The 14,420-nt window shown below is 74.2% G+C and carries 13 protein-coding genes and 1 pseudogene; 10 read left to right on the top strand and 4 right to left on the bottom strand.

Going from position 1 to position 14,420, the window contains the following annotated elements; translation table 11 throughout:
* Positions 1-35: 35 nt before the first annotated feature.
* Positions 36-1,379, top strand: a complete 1,344-nt coding sequence (locus tag Phou_RS40800) for a S1 family peptidase (RefSeq protein WP_173067978.1) — start codon at positions 36-38, stop codon at positions 1,377-1,379.
* Positions 1,380-1,441: 62 nt separating this feature from the next.
* On the opposite strand, the gene Phou_RS40795 is transcribed toward Phou_RS40800, so the two are convergent.
* Positions 1,442-1,681, bottom strand: coding sequence for a hypothetical protein (locus Phou_RS40795; RefSeq protein WP_173067975.1), 240 nt, complete (start codon positions 1,679-1,681; stop codon positions 1,442-1,444).
* 102 nt (positions 1,682-1,783) lie between these two features.
* On the opposite strand from Phou_RS40795, the gene Phou_RS40790 reads away from it, so the two are divergent.
* The 7 genes from Phou_RS40790 (at position 1,784) to Phou_RS40760 (ending at position 7,980) form a co-directional block, all read left to right on the top strand.
* Positions 1,784-2,005, top strand: coding sequence for a hypothetical protein (locus Phou_RS40790; protein ID WP_173067972.1), 222 nt, complete (start codon positions 1,784-1,786; stop codon positions 2,003-2,005).
* Positions 2,002-2,373, top strand: a complete 372-nt coding sequence (locus Phou_RS40785; RefSeq protein WP_173067969.1) for a PIN domain-containing protein — start codon at positions 2,002-2,004, stop codon at positions 2,371-2,373. Before Phou_RS40790 ends, Phou_RS40785 begins: the two co-directional genes overlap by 4 nt.
* Positions 2,374-2,624: 251 nt before the next feature.
* Positions 2,625-2,885, top strand: a complete 261-nt coding sequence (locus tag Phou_RS40780) for a hypothetical protein (protein WP_173067966.1) — start codon at positions 2,625-2,627, stop codon at positions 2,883-2,885.
* A gap of 10 nt (positions 2,886-2,895) precedes the next feature.
* Entirely contained in the window at positions 2,896-3,789 is an 894-nt protein-coding gene (locus tag Phou_RS40775; RefSeq protein ID WP_173067963.1) for a hypothetical protein, read from the top strand.
* Positions 3,782-6,424, top strand: coding sequence for an FtsK/SpoIIIE domain-containing protein (locus tag Phou_RS40770; protein ID WP_173067960.1), 2,643 nt, complete (start codon positions 3,782-3,784; stop codon positions 6,422-6,424). Before Phou_RS40775 ends, Phou_RS40770 begins: the two co-directional genes overlap by 8 nt.
* Before the next feature lie 22 nt (positions 6,425-6,446).
* Positions 6,447-7,097 carry an intermediate filament family protein gene (locus Phou_RS40765; RefSeq protein WP_173067957.1) on the top strand — a complete coding sequence of 217 codons (651 nt, stop codon included), beginning with the start codon at positions 6,447-6,449 and terminating at the stop codon, positions 7,095-7,097.
* A 232-nt stretch (positions 7,098-7,329) separates the two neighbouring features.
* Positions 7,330-7,980: a GNAT family N-acetyltransferase gene (locus Phou_RS40760; RefSeq protein ID WP_246274303.1), complete on the top strand. Its 651-nt coding sequence runs from the start codon at positions 7,330-7,332 to the stop codon at positions 7,978-7,980.
* A 365-nt stretch (positions 7,981-8,345) separates the two neighbouring features.
* On the opposite strand, the gene Phou_RS40755 is transcribed toward Phou_RS40760, so the two are convergent.
* The 3 genes from Phou_RS40755 to Phou_RS40745 all read right to left on the bottom strand — a co-directional run bounded on the left by Phou_RS40755 (position 8,346) and on the right by Phou_RS40745 (position 11,424).
* Positions 8,346-9,602: a cupin domain-containing protein gene (locus tag Phou_RS40755; protein WP_173067952.1), complete on the bottom strand. Its 1,257-nt coding sequence runs from the start codon at positions 9,600-9,602 to the stop codon at positions 8,346-8,348.
* Positions 9,602-9,853, bottom strand: coding sequence for a BatC protein (locus tag Phou_RS40750; RefSeq protein WP_173067949.1), 252 nt, complete (start codon positions 9,851-9,853; stop codon positions 9,602-9,604). The genes Phou_RS40755 and Phou_RS40750 overlap by 1 nt, the downstream gene beginning before the upstream one ends.
* A gap of 557 nt (positions 9,854-10,410) precedes the next feature.
* Entirely contained in the window at positions 10,411-11,424 is a 1,014-nt protein-coding gene (locus Phou_RS40745; protein WP_173067946.1) for a LacI family DNA-binding transcriptional regulator, read from the bottom strand.
* 187 nt (positions 11,425-11,611) lie between these two features.
* On the opposite strand from Phou_RS40745, the pseudogene Phou_RS40740 reads away from it, so the two are divergent.
* Together Phou_RS40740 and Phou_RS40735 are read left to right on the top strand one after the other, a co-directional pair.
* Positions 11,612-12,744: pseudogene (locus Phou_RS40740) on the top strand (endo-1,4-beta-xylanase).
* 185 nt (positions 12,745-12,929) lie between these two features.
* Entirely contained in the window at positions 12,930-14,312 is a 1,383-nt protein-coding gene (locus Phou_RS40735) for a glycoside hydrolase family 43 protein (RefSeq protein WP_246274298.1), read from the top strand.
* The last annotated feature ends 108 nt before the right edge of the window (positions 14,313-14,420 follow it).

Here is a 14,420-nt window from a genome sequence, read left to right as displayed (position 1 = left end):
GGCACACCCCCGCCGGCGGCGCCGCCTCGGCGCAGATGCTCGCCGCCCTGCAACGCGACCTCGGCCTCACCGCGGACGAGGCGCGGGCCAGGCTGGCCCGTGAGGACGACGCCAGCCGCACCGACGCGCGGCTGCGCAAGGACCTCGGCGCCGCGTACGGCGGCGCGTACCTGGACGCCGGCGCCACCACGCTGGTCGTCGCGGTCACCGGCAAGGCGCACGCCGCGAAGGTCACCGCAGCCGGCGCCACCGCGAAGGTGGTCACCCGCAGCGCGGCACAGCTCGACGCGGTCAAGTCCACCCTGGACCGCAACGCGGCCAAGGCGCCCGCCGCCTCGGTGCCCGGCTGGTACGTGGACGTCGCCACCAACACCGTCGTTGTCCTCGCCCGCGGCGACGGCGCCGCGGCCCGCGCCTTCGCCGGCACCGCCAAGTCCGACGCGGTACGGGTCGTCGCCACCGCCGAGAACCCCGTCCCCCTGTACGACGTGCGCGGCGGCGACGCGTACTACATGGGCGGGCGCTGCTCGGTCGGCTTCTCGGTGTCGGGCGGCTTCGTCACCGCCGGCCACTGCGGCACGACCGGCACCGCGACGCAGGGGTACAACCAGGTCGCGCAGGGCACCTTCCGCGGCTCGTCCTTCCCCGGCAACGACTACGCCTGGGTACAGGTCAACTCCAACTGGACGCCGCAGCCGTGGGTGAACAACTACGCGGGCGGCAACGTCACCGTCGCCGGCTCCACCGAGGCGGCCGTGGGCGCGTCGATCTGCCGCTCCGGCTCCACCACCGGGTGGCGGTGCGGCACCGTGCAGGCCAAGAACTCCACGGTGAACTACCCGCAGGGCACCGTCACCGGCCTGACCCGCACCAACGCGTGCGCCGAGCCGGGCGACTCGGGCGGCTCGTGGCTGTCCGGCCAGCAGGCGCAGGGTGTCACCTCGGGCGGCTCCGGCAACTGCAGCTCCGGCGGCACCACGTACTTCCAGCCGGTCAACGAGATCCTGTCCGTGTACGGCCTCACGCTCACCACCAGCGGAGGTGGCCCGGGTGAGCCGCCGCCGACCGGGTGCACCGGGTACGAGCTGACCCGCACCGGCTCGCTGAGCAGCGGCGCCAGCGTGTACCAGCCGGACGGCAGCTACTACTACTCGTCCGCCTCCGGCACGCACCGCGCCTGCCTCGACGGGCCGTCCGGTGTGGACTTCGACGTGTACCTGCAGAAGTGGAACGGCAGCGCCTGGGCGAACGTCGCCAGCGGCACCACGCCGAACCCCGACGAGACGCTCAGCTACAGCGGCACGGCCGGCTACTACCGGTACCGCGTGCACGCCTACAGCGGGTCGGGCAGCTACACGCTCGGCTTCAGCAACCCGTAGAGCCCTCGACACCGCCGCCGGGGCGGGCGCGCAGCCGTAAGATGCCGCGCCCGTCCCGGTTCCTATCTGGGATGGGAGATCGCGTAGTCGGCGTACGCGTCGGGCAGCCGAGGATCCGCACTGTCGGTCGTGCTCGGCAGCGTGACCAGCGCGCCGAGCTCGGACAGGCGGGTCGCCAGCGCCAGCGGAATCTGGTAGCTGCCCGCCACCGCCGCCTTGATCGTGGCCCGCTCGTCGTCGTCGGCCTCGCCGTCCCACCACCGCGCGAAGCGGTCCAGGGCCGGGTCGCGTATGTCCGCCACAAGATCACCCCCAAGGGTTCCATCGTCCCACCGAGCAGGTTTGCCGGAAGGCGACCGCGCCAAACCCGTGTGCCACACCCCGGGATCGGATATCAAGGGCGGGTGGATGACGACGACGTTCTGCGGCGGCTGCGGCGCGCGGCCGAGGCGCACACCGGGGCGGTACGCGACATGGCGCGGTTCATCGAGGGCTTCGACGGCGCGCCGGACGCGGCCGCCCTCGCCGAGTACGCCGGGCTGCTGGCCCGCGAGGAGGCGACCCGCGCCGAGCGGCAGGACCTGCTGGCGGCGCTGGGCCTGGAGGCACCGAGCGTCGAGCCGTGACGCTCCTGGTCGTCGACGCGGCGAACGTGATCGGCTCGCGCCCCGACGGCTGGTGGCGCGACCGTGCCGGCGCGGCCCAGCGGCTGCGCGACGCGCTGGTCCCGCTCGCCGTCACCGGCCTGTCGGACCTGCCCGGCCCGCTGGAGGTGGTGCTCGTCGTCGAGGGCAAGGCGCGCGGCGTCACCTCCGTCGACGGGGTACGCGTGGTGGCCGCACCCGGATCGGGTGACGACGCCATCGTCGACCTCGTCGCCGCCGCGCCCCTCGGCCGTACCGTCGTCGTGACCGCCGACCGCGGCCTGCGCGGCCGCGTGCAGGCGCTGGGCGCCGAGGTCCGGGGCCCGCGCGCGCTCAGCCCCGCCTACTGAGCGTGGTCACTCATTCTCATTCGCGTCCCCGGCCGGCGGCGGGCGCGTGTACGCGGCGCCACCACCGCCGCCGGGCCGCAGGCCGATCACGTGCGCAACGATCACACAGGGCGTGCGACGCACCGCGCCATTATCGGCGCAGCGTAGTCGTTCATTCGCGCTGAGCGGCAAAACGGTAGGGGGCCGCGAAGCGGGCATCCGGTTTACCGTGATGGAATAGCGTCCTCCCCCGCCCCCCAGGAGGTTCCGCCGTGGCCAGCGTCGCCGAGGTCAAGTCGGCCATCGATGCCGCGATCCAACAGGTGAGCGAGGGTCAGGCCGCCGTGCACGCGGCCGGCGAAAAGCTGGCCGAGGCGCAGCAGAGCCTCGCGGTCGCGCTCGACGGCAGCGGTCACGACGCCGTCAGCACCGCGCACGCGTCGCTGCAGCAGGCCACGCAGGAGCTGGAGGAGTGCCTCGCCGCCACGATGGCCGCCGTGGAGCAGGCGCAGCAGTACTCCGCCGCCCTCTAGCGGCACCGCCATGTCCCTGGTTCAGGAGCTCGGCGCCCAGGTCCGCGCGACGTCGGACGACCTACCGGTCGGCCTGGTGGCGGTCGCGGTCGAAAAGCTGCGCGCGGCTGGCGAGCTGCTCATGTGGGTCCGGCAGGAGTCGGTCGACCCGCTCGGCGTGCCCCGGCTGGCCGGCGCGATGGAGCACGCCGAGCAGGCCGTGCAGGCGCTGCGGGTGACCCAGGACGCGCTGCTGGCGTACCTCACCTCGATCGGCCTCAGCCACGACGGCGCCGCGGGCCCGGACGGCTCCTGGCGCACCGCCCTGGAGGAGCCGGAGGGTGGGCGGCCGGCGGGTCCGGCACCCGACGGCGCCGAGCCGCCCCCGCTCGGGCGGTGGTGGTCGGAGCGGGTCGCCGCGCTGACCGGCCACGGCAGCCCCACCGCCCGCGACGACTCGGCGGCCACCGATGGCCCCGACCTGCTGCGCCGGGTTGCCAAGGGGGTACGCGCCGAGGACCGCGACAAGCTGCACCGCGAGCTCGGCGCGGTCGAGGCGCCGGTCGGGCTCGGCCTGTCCGCGATCACCCCGCCGGTGCTGCACCGGCTCGCCGGTGACCTGCTGCGCCACCAGCCCCGCGCCGAGGACCTGGAGCCGCTGACCAAGCAGGTCGAGCCGCGGGTCAAGCAGCTGCTGCCCGGCCTGCCCCCGGAGATCCTCGACATCCAGCTGCGGCGCATCTGCCGCGTGCCGGTCGAGCGCAAGAAGGACGACGGCGAGGACAAGCCGCCGCCGCACCCGGCCGACTTCGCGGTGACCGGCAGCGTCGTCGCCGGCATCCTGCTGCGGCTGCTCGACCGCGACCCGGACTCGCTCGACCCGGCGGCACCCGAGCCGGTGCCCTCCGCGGAGACCCATGCCTGACGTCCGGACGTCGGTCGTCGAGACGATCCGCACGTACCTGTCGCGTGCCCGCGTCGCCGCCCGCCTGCGCCAGGAGGAGGCGAAAGCGGACCTCGCGGCCGCCCAGGGCCGGCTGGACCGGGTGCGGCAGGCGGCCGCGCAGCGCCCCGCCCGCGCCGCCGCCGAACGCGACCGCCGCCTCGCCGACCTGGACGAGCGGCACACCGCCACGCTCGCCGACCTCACCCGCAAGGCCGCGCTCGCCGCGTCGATGCGCGCGCCCGGCGCCGCCGGCGCGGTGTGGGAGCAGTGGCACCCCACCCCCGCGGCCCGCGCCGAGCCGCCGGACCTGTTGCGGGTCGGCGAGGTGCGCGTCCCGCGCGCCGGTACCGCGCCGGCGCTCGTGCCCCTCCTGGACCGCGGGCATGTCGCTCTCGTCGACAACGTCCAGGTCGGCGGCGACGCCGTCGTGGCCGGGCTCCTGCTGCGCGCTCTCGGCCGCGCCGCGCCCGGCCAGATCGAGATCACCGGGTACGACCCGGAGCGCCTCGGCGGAGGGCTGGCCGGCTTCGCGCCGCTGGCCCCGGCCGGGCTGCTGACGTTCGTCGGGCCGGGCGGGCTCACCCCGCTGCTGGACGGGCTCGTCGACCACGTCCGGCGGATCAACGAGACCGTGCTGGCCGGCGACTACGCCTCCCTGGCCGAGATGGCCGCCGAGACCGGCCGCCGCCCCGAGCCGTGGCGGGTCGCGGTGCTGCTCGGCGGCGACGAGCCGTCCCGCCACGAGCGGGCCCAGCTCGACCGCATCCTGCGCACCGGCGCGGCCTGCGGCGTACACCTGATCGTCCGCGGCATCACCGTCGCCGCGCACCGGACCGTGCAGGTCGTCCACATCGACGGCGACCGCGCGGAGATCTCCGGCTGCGGGCCGCTGCCCGTCCACCTCGACCCGCCGCCCCCCGCCGAGCTGGTCACCACCACCTGCCGGCGGATCGCCGACCGGGTCTCGATGGGCCCGACACCGGCAGTGTTCCGCGACCTCATCCCCGAGCTCACCTGGACCGAGCACTCGGCCGCCGGCCTCACCGCACCGGTCGGCCTCAGCCCGGAGGGGCGCGAGGTCGAGGTCACGCTCGCCGACTACCCGCCGCACGCGCTGATCGCCGGCCCGTCCGGCACCGGCAAGACCAACCTCATCTACGCGTGGATGGGCGCCCTCGCCGCCCGCTACTCCCCCGACGAGCTCGCCTTCTACCTGCTCGACTTCAAGGAGGGCGTGTCGTTCGCCCGGTTCGCGCCCGGGAAGCGGGACCCGAGCTGGCTGCCGCACGTACGGCTGGTCGGCGTCAACGTCAACACCGACCGCGAGTTCGGGCTGGCCCTGATGCGCTTCCTCGGCGGCGAGCTGCGCCGCCGGGCCGACGCGGCCAAGGAGCACGAGGTCACCAAGCTCTCCGAGCTGCGCCACGAGGACCCCGAAGGGCACTGGCCGCGGATCGTCGCGGTGATCGACGAGTTCCAGATCCTGCTCACCGGCCGCGACGCCCTCGCTCAGGAGGCGGCGACCCTGCTGGAGGACCTGGCCCGCCGCGGCCGCTCACAGGGCATCCACCTGATCCTCGCCTCGCAGGACGTCTCCGGCATCGAGGCGCTGTGGGGCCGGCCGGCGCTGGTCGCCCAGTTCACGCTCCGGATCGCGCTGCCCAAGGCCCGCCGCATCCTGCACGAGGCCAACCTCGCCGCCGAGACGCTCCCCCGCCACCACGCGGTGGTCAACGCCGACTCCGGCGCGCCGGACGCCAACCGGGTCGTACGCATCCCCGCGGCGAGCGACCGTCGCGTGTGGAGCGATTTGCAGCACCGGCTGTGGCAGGACCGCCCGACGTGGCTCGGCCCGCCCCGCCTCTTCGACGGCGACGCGGTGCCGCGCCTGGCCGAGGCGCCCGACTTCGGCAAGCTCACGCCCGGCGCGGCCGACCCGGTGGTGCTGCTCGGCGAGTCGATCGACGTGCAGGCGCGCTCCGCCCGCATGCCGCTGACCCGCTCGCCCGGCCGCAACCTGGCCGTGCTCGGCACCCGCGTCGACGAGGCGTGCGCGGTGCTCGCCGCCGCCGCCCGCTCCCTGGCCCGCCAGCACGCCGACGGCGACGCCCGGTTCTCCGTCGCCTGCCTCGACCCGGACGCGGCCGCCACCGCCGCCTCGCTGCGGCTCGACCTGCCCGCGGACACCGGCTGGTACGACACGGAAGGCCTCGCCGCCCTTCTTCCCTCGATCGAACCGGACGGCTCCCGCCCGCATTACCTGATCATCTTCGCCGCCGACGCCGCCGCGTCCCGCCTCGCCGTGAAGACCGGCGCCCGCACCGGCCACGACCACCTGCGCCGCCTGCTCAACACCGGCCCGGAGCGCCGCACCCACGTGCTCGGCTGGTGGCGCGGGGTCAACCGCCTGCGCGACGACCTCGGCGGCCCCGGCTCCCGCACCGACGCGATCGGTGCCTGGGTCGCGCTGGACGTGCAGGGCTCCGACCTGACCGGCTTCTTCCCGCAGCAGGGCGGCCCCGCCTGGTACCCCCGGCCGTGGCGCGCCCTCTTCTTCGACCGCGCCCGCCACCGCATCCCGGAGGTCGTCATCCCGTACGGACTGAGCCGATGAGCCGTCCCGCGGGAGGAACGCCGTGAGCTACCAGGAGGCGATCACCCGGCTGGCCGACACCTACGCCGGCGTCGACGCGCAGCGCGCCGAGGCCGACGAGTGGTACGAGCGGCAGGTCGCCGCCGCCACCCGCGCCGTCGACGAGGCCACCGCGGCCGTCGAGAACGCGCAGGAGGCGCTGGACGAGGCGACCGAGCTCGTCGACCGGGTCGACGCCGAGGCCGAGGAGGTGTGGCGCTCCACCGAACGCCGCCTCGGCGCCACCGCCGCCCGCTACGGCGGACCGCCGCCGCCGGTCGCGCCCCTCGGCGGCGAGGAGTACAACCCGCACCAGATGATCGAGGCCGCCTCCAAGCTGCTCGACGTGACCTGGCGGCCGGGGCGGATGCCGCAGCGCGCGTTCCCGACGCTGGTGGTGCTCAGCGCCCTCGGCGCCGCGCTCGCCTTCGCCCTCCGCGAGGCCGCGCTGTGGGCCGGCCGTAAGTACGGCGGCGACCTCGCGGTCGGCATGCCGGTGCTGGCGCTGGTGGTGACGCTGGTGGCGCCATTCGTGGGCCTGTGGCCGGCCCGGGTGGTCGCCGACCGCAGGCATGTGGCGCTCGACGCCACCACGATCACGGTGGTGCTCGCGACCGGCGTGGCGACGACGGTCGCGCTCTTCCTGCTGGCGTAGCGCGGTCCGGCGCGGCCTTTGGTTCGACCGGCGCGGCCTTTGGTTCGACCGGCGCGGCCTTTGGTTCGGGCGGGCGCGTCCGCCCCTGGCTCAGCCCGGCGGCGCGGCCCGGCTCGGTTGATCAGGGACTTCGTGGGCGGACACGCTGGCGGCGCGGGCACACGGCGCGGGCAGGGCGTAGCCCGGTGGTGCGGCCGTAACTCGGTGGCGCGGGCATTACCGGCACGACAGGATGCGGTGCGTGCTCGTCGATCTTTGGCCGCTATACGCCCTCACCGTCACCACACCCCGCCTCCAGCTACGCCTGCCCCGCGAGGAGGAGATCGCCGCACTGGCCGAGCTGGCCGGCGGGGGCGTGCACCGACCCGGCGAGCGGCCGTTCATGTCGCCGTGGACCGTGGGCTCCCCCGCCGACCGGGCGCGGACCGTCCTGCGCGACCACTGGCAGTACCTCGCCACCTGGGACGTCGCGGAGTGGCGGCTGGGGCTGGGCGTCTTCCGCGAGGGGACGCCGATCGGCCTGGTCACGCTGCACGGCTGGGACTTCCCGGTGATCCGGCAGGTCTCGACCTGGTCCTGGCTCGGCGTCGCGCACCACGGGCAGGGCTACGGCACGGAGGCACGCGCCGGCCTGCTCACGCTCGCGTTCGACCACCTCGGCGCGACGGCCGCGCTGACCGGCGCGTTCCAGGACAACCACGCGTCGCTGGGCGTGTCGCGCAAGCTCGGCTACGAGCCCGACGGCATCTCCGTCGACGCCCGCGACGGCCAAGCGGTCGTCTCCGACCGCCTGCGGCTGACCGTGGAACGCTGGCGCGAACGGCCCCACCCGCCCGCGACGGTCGGCGGCCTGGACGCCTGCCGCGCCCTCTTCGGCCTGTGACCCGGGTGGGTGTGCCCCCACACCCTCTAAGGCATCCTAGGAGGCTAGGCGACCACTCATGGCGCGTTGATCAGGGAGCCGGTGGAGCGGCACGCCGGCAACACGCCCAACCAACTCCCTGATCAACCGCACGAGGCAGGCCCGCACGAGGCAGGCCCGCGCAGAGCGCGAGGACCGCGCGCCAGCGCGGGAGACCGCGGAGCGCGGGAGACCGCGGAGCGCGGGAGACCGCGGAGCGCGGGAGACCGCGGAGCGCGGGAGACCGCGGAGCGCGGGAGACCGCGGAGCGCGGGAGACCGCGGAGCGCGGGAGACCGCGGAGCGCGGGAGACCGCGGAGCGCGGGAGACCGCGGAGCGCGGAGCGCTCAAGCGGGGACGACTATGGCCTCGCGGAGTAGGCGGCGGGTCAGGACCAGGCGGTCCTCGTCGGTGTCCAGGCCCGGCAGGTCGCCGACCCTCGACACGCCGCCGGCCAGCAGCACGCGCAGCGCGAGCGCGCACCCGGCGGGCATCGTCAACGTGCGGTCGAACGCGTACAGCGTGATCTTGTCGTCGCCCTCCTGCGCCAGCCGCCACCGCACCCCTCCGCGGAGTGCCACGCGGTCGTCCGGCCCGAGCGCGGCGATCGCCTCCGCCTGTGCGAGCGGGCGGATCGGCGCCGGGCGGGCCTGCGTGTACACGTGCCCCCGCAGCCGTCCGGCGACCGGGCCCGGCGCGGCGCCGGCCAGCCAGTCGCGCAGCGCCTCCACCGTCTCGGTCAGCTCGGGCTCGACCTGCTCCGGGTCGGCGAGGTCCACGCCGTACGGCAGCGTGGCCCGCAGCCGCGGGTCCTCGGCGGCCAGCTCGAGCAGCGCCTCGACAAGCGCGTACCTCGTCAAAGCCTTGATGCCCACCGTCAGGTGCAGCGTCGGCCCCTCCTGGGCCTGCGCGCTGTGCAGCCACCCGCGCGGCAGGTACAGCGCGTCGCCCGGCTCCAGCACCTCGTCGATCGCCGGCGCACCCTCGGCGACCGCGGACACCTCGTCGGCGCGGCCGCCCCACGCCTGGCGTTCGAGGGGGTCGCGCAGCACCGGCTCGTGGATGCGCCACCGCTTGCGGCCGGCGACCTGCAGCACGAACACGTCGTGCGTGTCGTAGTGCGTCGCGAAACCCTGGCTCGCGGCCGGCGTCAGGTACGCGTTGACCTGCAGCGGCTGCCGCAGCTGGCCGCCGAGCTCGCGGGCGAACTCCTCCAGCGGCGGCCAGATCCGGTGCAGCCCCTGCAGCACCAGCGTCGCGCCGTCGGCGTAGAGCGCCAGCACCCGCTCGTCCAGCACCTGGTCGCGCACCTCGGCACCCGCACCGCCGCCGCCGGTGAACCGCGACGCCGGCAGCACCTGGCCGTCCTTGGCCACCCGCAGGAAGGGGGTACGCAGGCCGCGCCGGCTCAGCAGCTCGTCCGCGTCCGCGGGGCTCAGCAGGTCGCGGAACCCGTCCGGTCCGGACAGCTCGGCGGCGCGGGACAGCAGCGGCGCCCTCCCCCAGTACGCGCCCGCGAACTTCGCCGGCTCCACCGCCACACAGCGCGACAGCGCCGGGCGGGAGGTCCCGCCCGGCGCGTCGCCGGATGTCACGGCGTCCATCAGTATTCGGTGGCGCTGCCGTCGGCACCGCCGTCCTGGCCGGCCGGGTTGGCCCCGCCGTCCGCCGGGCCCTCGCCCGCACCGCCGTCCGCGCCACCGTCCTGGCCCGACGGGTTCGCGCCGCCGTCCGCGGGACCCTCGCCCGCACCGCCGTCGGCACCGCCGTCGTGGCCCAGCGGGTTCGCGCCGCCGTCCGCGGGACCCTCGCCGCCGCCGTTGCCGCCGGTGATGTCGTTCTCGTCGAGTCGCATCGGTGCCCCCCTCAGTCGTGTCCACCATTTGCCGGGCCCCGAAGTACCCGGCCACACGCCCTTCTAACGTATGGGCTTTCGCACCTTTTACGCAGGACAAATACGACATGGGGTGACCGTGCCGGAACAAGCAGGGCCCGAACAGGCAGGGCCCGAACAAGAAGAGGCCCGAACAAGAAGAGGGGCGAGCGAGAAGGGCCCGAACAAGAAAGGGGCACAGCGCGGCAGCTGGGCAGTCTGCCGCGCTGTGCCCGGTCAATGCGGGCTCAGCCCACCGCGAACGCGGTCCCGTCGACGCTGAACGCCGCCGGCGCCACCGCGCGGGTGGCGGCACGTGCGGCACGCCAGGTGCGCCCGCCGGGACGGGCGGGGAGCGTCCGAGCCATGGTGGGGGTGCCCTCCTCGCTTACCACGATCAATGGAAGCGTTCCCAAGTATCGATTGCCGACCATCACCAGTCAATGAGGTTCCGGTAATGTCCCGGAAATCGGTGCGAGCTTATCGAGACAAGACGGCCGGCGCCAGAGGGCGCCGGCCGTCGAAAATTTCCGCTCTTGTCAGCGGGCCTTGGTGCTGTCCCGGACCACCAGGTCGGTCGCCAGCTCGACCCGCGGGGTCTCCACCGCCTCGCCCTGGGCCAGCCGGAGCACGGTGCGCGCGGCGAGCAGTCCCATCTCGGCCAGCGGCTGCCGGATCGTGGTCAGCGGCGGCGAGGACCAGCGCGCCTCGGGCAGGTCGTCGAAGCCCACCACGCTCACGTCGTCGGGCACCCGCAGGCCCCGCTGCCGCACCGCCTCGTAGGCCCCGAACGCCATCTGGTCGCTGGAGGCGAAGATGGCGGTCGGCGGGTTGTCGAGCGAGAGCAGCGCCTTGGTGCCCTCCAGGCCGGACTCGTGGTAGAAGTCGCCGGGCTGGATGAGCTCGTCGTGCATCGGCACGCCGGCCGCCTCCAGCGCCGCCCGGTACCCGTCGAGGCGGGCCCGGCTGCACAGCATCTGCGGGTTGCCGGCGATGAAGCCGATCCGCTCGTGCCCGAGCGAGAGCAGGTGCTCGGTGGCGCGCAGGCCGCCGGTCCAGTTGGTGGCGCCGATCGTGGGGATGTCCAGTGTGGGCACGCCGGCCGGGTCGACGAGCACCATCGGCACGTTGAGCCGGCGCAGCTCGGCGTGCACCGGCGGGGCGAGGTCGCTGGCGACCAGCACCACGCCGTCCGTCGCGCGCGTACGCAGGTTCTGCAGCCACTGCCGGGTGGACGCGGTGCGCCGGTGGATGGCGGAGACCACGGTGCCGACGCCGGCGGCGTGCGCCACGTCCTCCACACCTCGGATGATTTCCACCGCCCACGGGCTGTCCAGGTCGTTGAAGACCAGGTCGATCAGGCTCGCACTGACCCTCGGGCGGGCCGCCCGTCGCCGGTACCCGTGCCGCCGCAGCAGCTCCTCCACCCGCTCCCGGGTCTGCGGTGCCACGTCTGACCGCCCGTTGAGCACGCGCGAGACGGTCGGCACCGACACGCCGGCTTCGCGCGCGATCGCCGTGATGGTGATCCTGCGCCCCTCGTCGACCGTCACGTTCCGCTCCTTCGTCTTAAGGAGGTCAGCCTACGACCGAAACACTTCCGAGCCGAACTCGACCCTCCGACGGGCTTCCGCCGCCTATCTTGCCGCACTTCCAGGGCTTGACGACCCGCATCGACGCGCATAGCGTTCCGAACAAGTTACGGAAGTGTTCCGGAAGCTTACTCCGAAAGGGATATCTATGAAGGTGACTCGCGTGGTCGCCGGCGCCGCCGTGGCCGCGGCCGTCCTCGTCTCCCTCAACGCGACGGGCGCACCGGCCGCGCCCGCTGGCAAGGTCGCCGCCGTCCCGGGGTCCGTGCCAGGTGCCGCCGCACTCACCGCGCAGCAGAGTGCCGCCGACAGCAAGACCCTCCGGGAGCTCGCCAAGCGCACCGGCATGAAGATCGGCACGGCCGTCGACATGGGCGCGCTCGCCAACGACGCCACGTACAAGCAGCACGTGGCCTCCGAGTTCAACAGCGTGACCGCGGAAAACGTCATGAAGTGGTCGGAGCTCGAGCCGACCCGGGGCACGCTCAACTTCGGTCCCGCCGACGAGCTCGTCGCGTTCGCGAAGGCCAACGGGCAGAGCGTGCGCGGGCACACCCTGCTCTGGCACAACCAGCTCCCGACCTGGCTCACCGACGGCGTCGCCTCCGGCGACATCGACTCGGCCGAGCTGCGCCAGCTGCTCAGGCAGCACATCTTCACCGTCGCGGGCCACTTCCGCGGCAAGATCTACCAGTGGGACGTCGCCAACGAGGTGATCGACGACAACGCCCAGCTCCGAAACACGATCTGGCTGCAGAAGCTCGGCCCCGGCTACATCGCCGACGTCTTCCGGTGGGCGCACCAGGCCGACCCGAAGGCCAAGCTGTACATCAACGACTACAACGTGGAAGGCCTCAACGCGAAGGCCGACGCGTACTACGCGCTGGTCAAGCAGCTGAAGGCGGACCGGGTGCCGATCCACGGCTTCGGCATGCAGGGCCACCTCGGCGTGCAGTACGGCTTCGACGGCCGCGCGCTGGCCAACGTGCAGCGCTTCGAGGCGCTCGGCCTAGAGACGTCGTTCACCGAGGTCGACGTCCGCATGATCATGCCGACCGACAACACCAAGCTCCACGCCCAGGCCAACGGTTACAGCATCCTGCTGCGCGCCTGCCTGCTGGCCAAGCGGTGCGTGTCGTTCACCGTCTGGGGTTCACCGACAAGTACTCATGGGTACCGGGTGTCTTCGAGGGCGAGGGCGCGGCCAACCTGCTGGACGAGAACTTCGGGCAGAAGCCGGCCTACCAGGCGGTAAGCCAGACCCTGGCCCTGGCCGGCTGATAGCCGGGAGGCCAGACTAGCGAAGAGGCATCCACCCCACGGGATGCCGCGTGACGCACCGGACGGGAGGATCCGATCGGCACCTTCGCCAACCCCGTGATCCCCGGAATGCACCCCGACCCGAGCATCTGCCGGGTCGGGGGCATTACTACCTCGCCTGCTCCAGCTTCGAGTACTTCCCCGGCGTGCCGGTCTTCCGCAGCCAGGACCTCGTCCACTGGGAACAGATCGGCAACGCGCTGGACCGCACCACCCAGCTCGACCTGCCGCCGAGCACACCCTCCTCCGGCGGCGTGTACGCACCCACGCTCCGGTACCACGACGGCCGGTTCCACCTGATCACCTCGGTCGTGCCGCACGCCGGCACGATGGTCGTGACCAGCACCGACCCGGCCGGCCCGTGGTCCGACCCGGTGTGGTTGCCGGACGTCGGGATCGACCCGGACCTGGCCTGGGCCGCGGACGGCACCGCCTGGTGCACGTTCGCCGGCATCCGGCAGGTCCGGGTCGACCTCACCACCGGCGCCGCGCTCGGCACGCCCCGCCGGATCTGGTCGGGCACGCCGGGCGCGCAGTGGCCCGAGGCGCCACACCTCTACGAGGTCGACGGCACCTGGTACCTGATGATCGCCGAAGGCGGCACGGACGCCGGCCACGGCATCTCGGTGGCCCGCGGCCCGGCGCCGGACGGGCCGTTCGAGCCGTGCCCGGACAACCCGATCCTCAGCCACCGCAGCACCGACCACCCTGTGCAGAACACCGGGCACGGCGACCTGGTACAGGCCGCGGACGGCTCGTGGTGGCTCGTCTTCCTCGGCACCCGCCCGCGCGGCGGCCCGCCCGGCTGGCACGTGCTCGGCCGGGAGACCTTCCTCGCCCCGGTCACCTGGGTCGACGGCTGGCCGGTCGTCGGCGAGGTGCGCACCACCATGACCGGCGGCCTCCCGCCGCAGCCGGTGCCGGTACCGCCGGCCCGCGACGACTTCGACGGCGCCGACCTGCGCCCGTGCTGGATCTCCGTGCGCGCCCGCCCGGCGCACGCCTGGTCGCTCAAGGACCGCCCCGGCTGGCTCACGCTGCACGCGCAGGACGGCTCGCTGGACGACCCGTCGGTGTCGTTCATCGGCCGCCGGCAGCAGCACCACGCCTGCCGGGTCCGCGCGCTCGTCGACGCCGCCGAGGGTCGCGGCGGCCTGGCGGTACGCCTGGACGAGCAGCACCACTACGAGGTCGAGGCCGGCGGCGGCGAGATCGGCGTACGCGCCCGGGTGGGCGCGCTCGAACACTGGCGCGCCGCCCGCCCCGTCCCGGACGGCCCGGTCGTGCTGCGCGTCGAGACCCAGCCGTCCGGCCCCAGCCCCGACCACCCGCGGCAGGAGCCGGACGTAGTGCGCCTCGGCTACGAGACACCGACCGGCCGGTTCGTGGTCCTCGACGAGCTCGACGGCCGCTACCTGTCCACCCAGGTGGCGGGCGGCTTCACCGGCCGCGTGATCGGCATGTACGCGACGGCGGGCACGGTCCGCTTCGACTGGCTCGCCTACGAGCCGGACGGCGACGACCTCTAGCGCGCCGTCCGGGCAAGCGGTCTTCAAAGATCCGACCACAACAGATCCGGGCTACCGCGACGTCCGCGGTGGTCCGGACCGTCGCTCCCGCGGCCTCACCCTTCGCGG

Source organism: Phytohabitans houttuyneae, from assembly GCF_011764425.1.
GTDB lineage: Bacteria > Actinomycetota > Actinomycetes > Mycobacteriales > Micromonosporaceae > Phytohabitans > Phytohabitans houttuyneae.
Note: the sequence above shows the minus strand (reverse complement) of the source record. Positions and strands in the feature narration are given on the sequence as shown.

Bases quoted from the DNA above. Each gene is read 5' to 3' on its own strand.
- Phou_RS40775 (WP_173067963.1), top strand. From the start codon at position 2,896: ATGTCCCTGGTTCAGGAGCTCGGCGCCCAGGTCCGCGCGACGTCGGAC.
- Phou_RS40755 (WP_173067952.1), bottom strand. From the start codon at position 9,602: ATGGACGCCGTGACATCCGGCGACGCGCCGGGCGGGACCTCCCGCCCG.
- Phou_RS40770 (WP_173067960.1), top strand. From the start codon at position 3,782: ATGCCTGACGTCCGGACGTCGGTCGTCGAGACGATCCGCACGTACCTG.
- Phou_RS40800 (WP_173067978.1), top strand. From the start codon at position 36: ATGCTCGCCGCCCTGCAACGCGACCTCGGCCTCACCGCGGACGAGGCG.
- Phou_RS40750 (WP_173067949.1), bottom strand. From the start codon at position 9,853: ATGCGACTCGACGAGAACGACATCACCGGCGGCAACGGCGGCGGCGAG.
- Phou_RS40760 (WP_246274303.1), top strand. From the start codon at position 7,330: ATGCGGTGCGTGCTCGTCGATCTTTGGCCGCTATACGCCCTCACCGTC.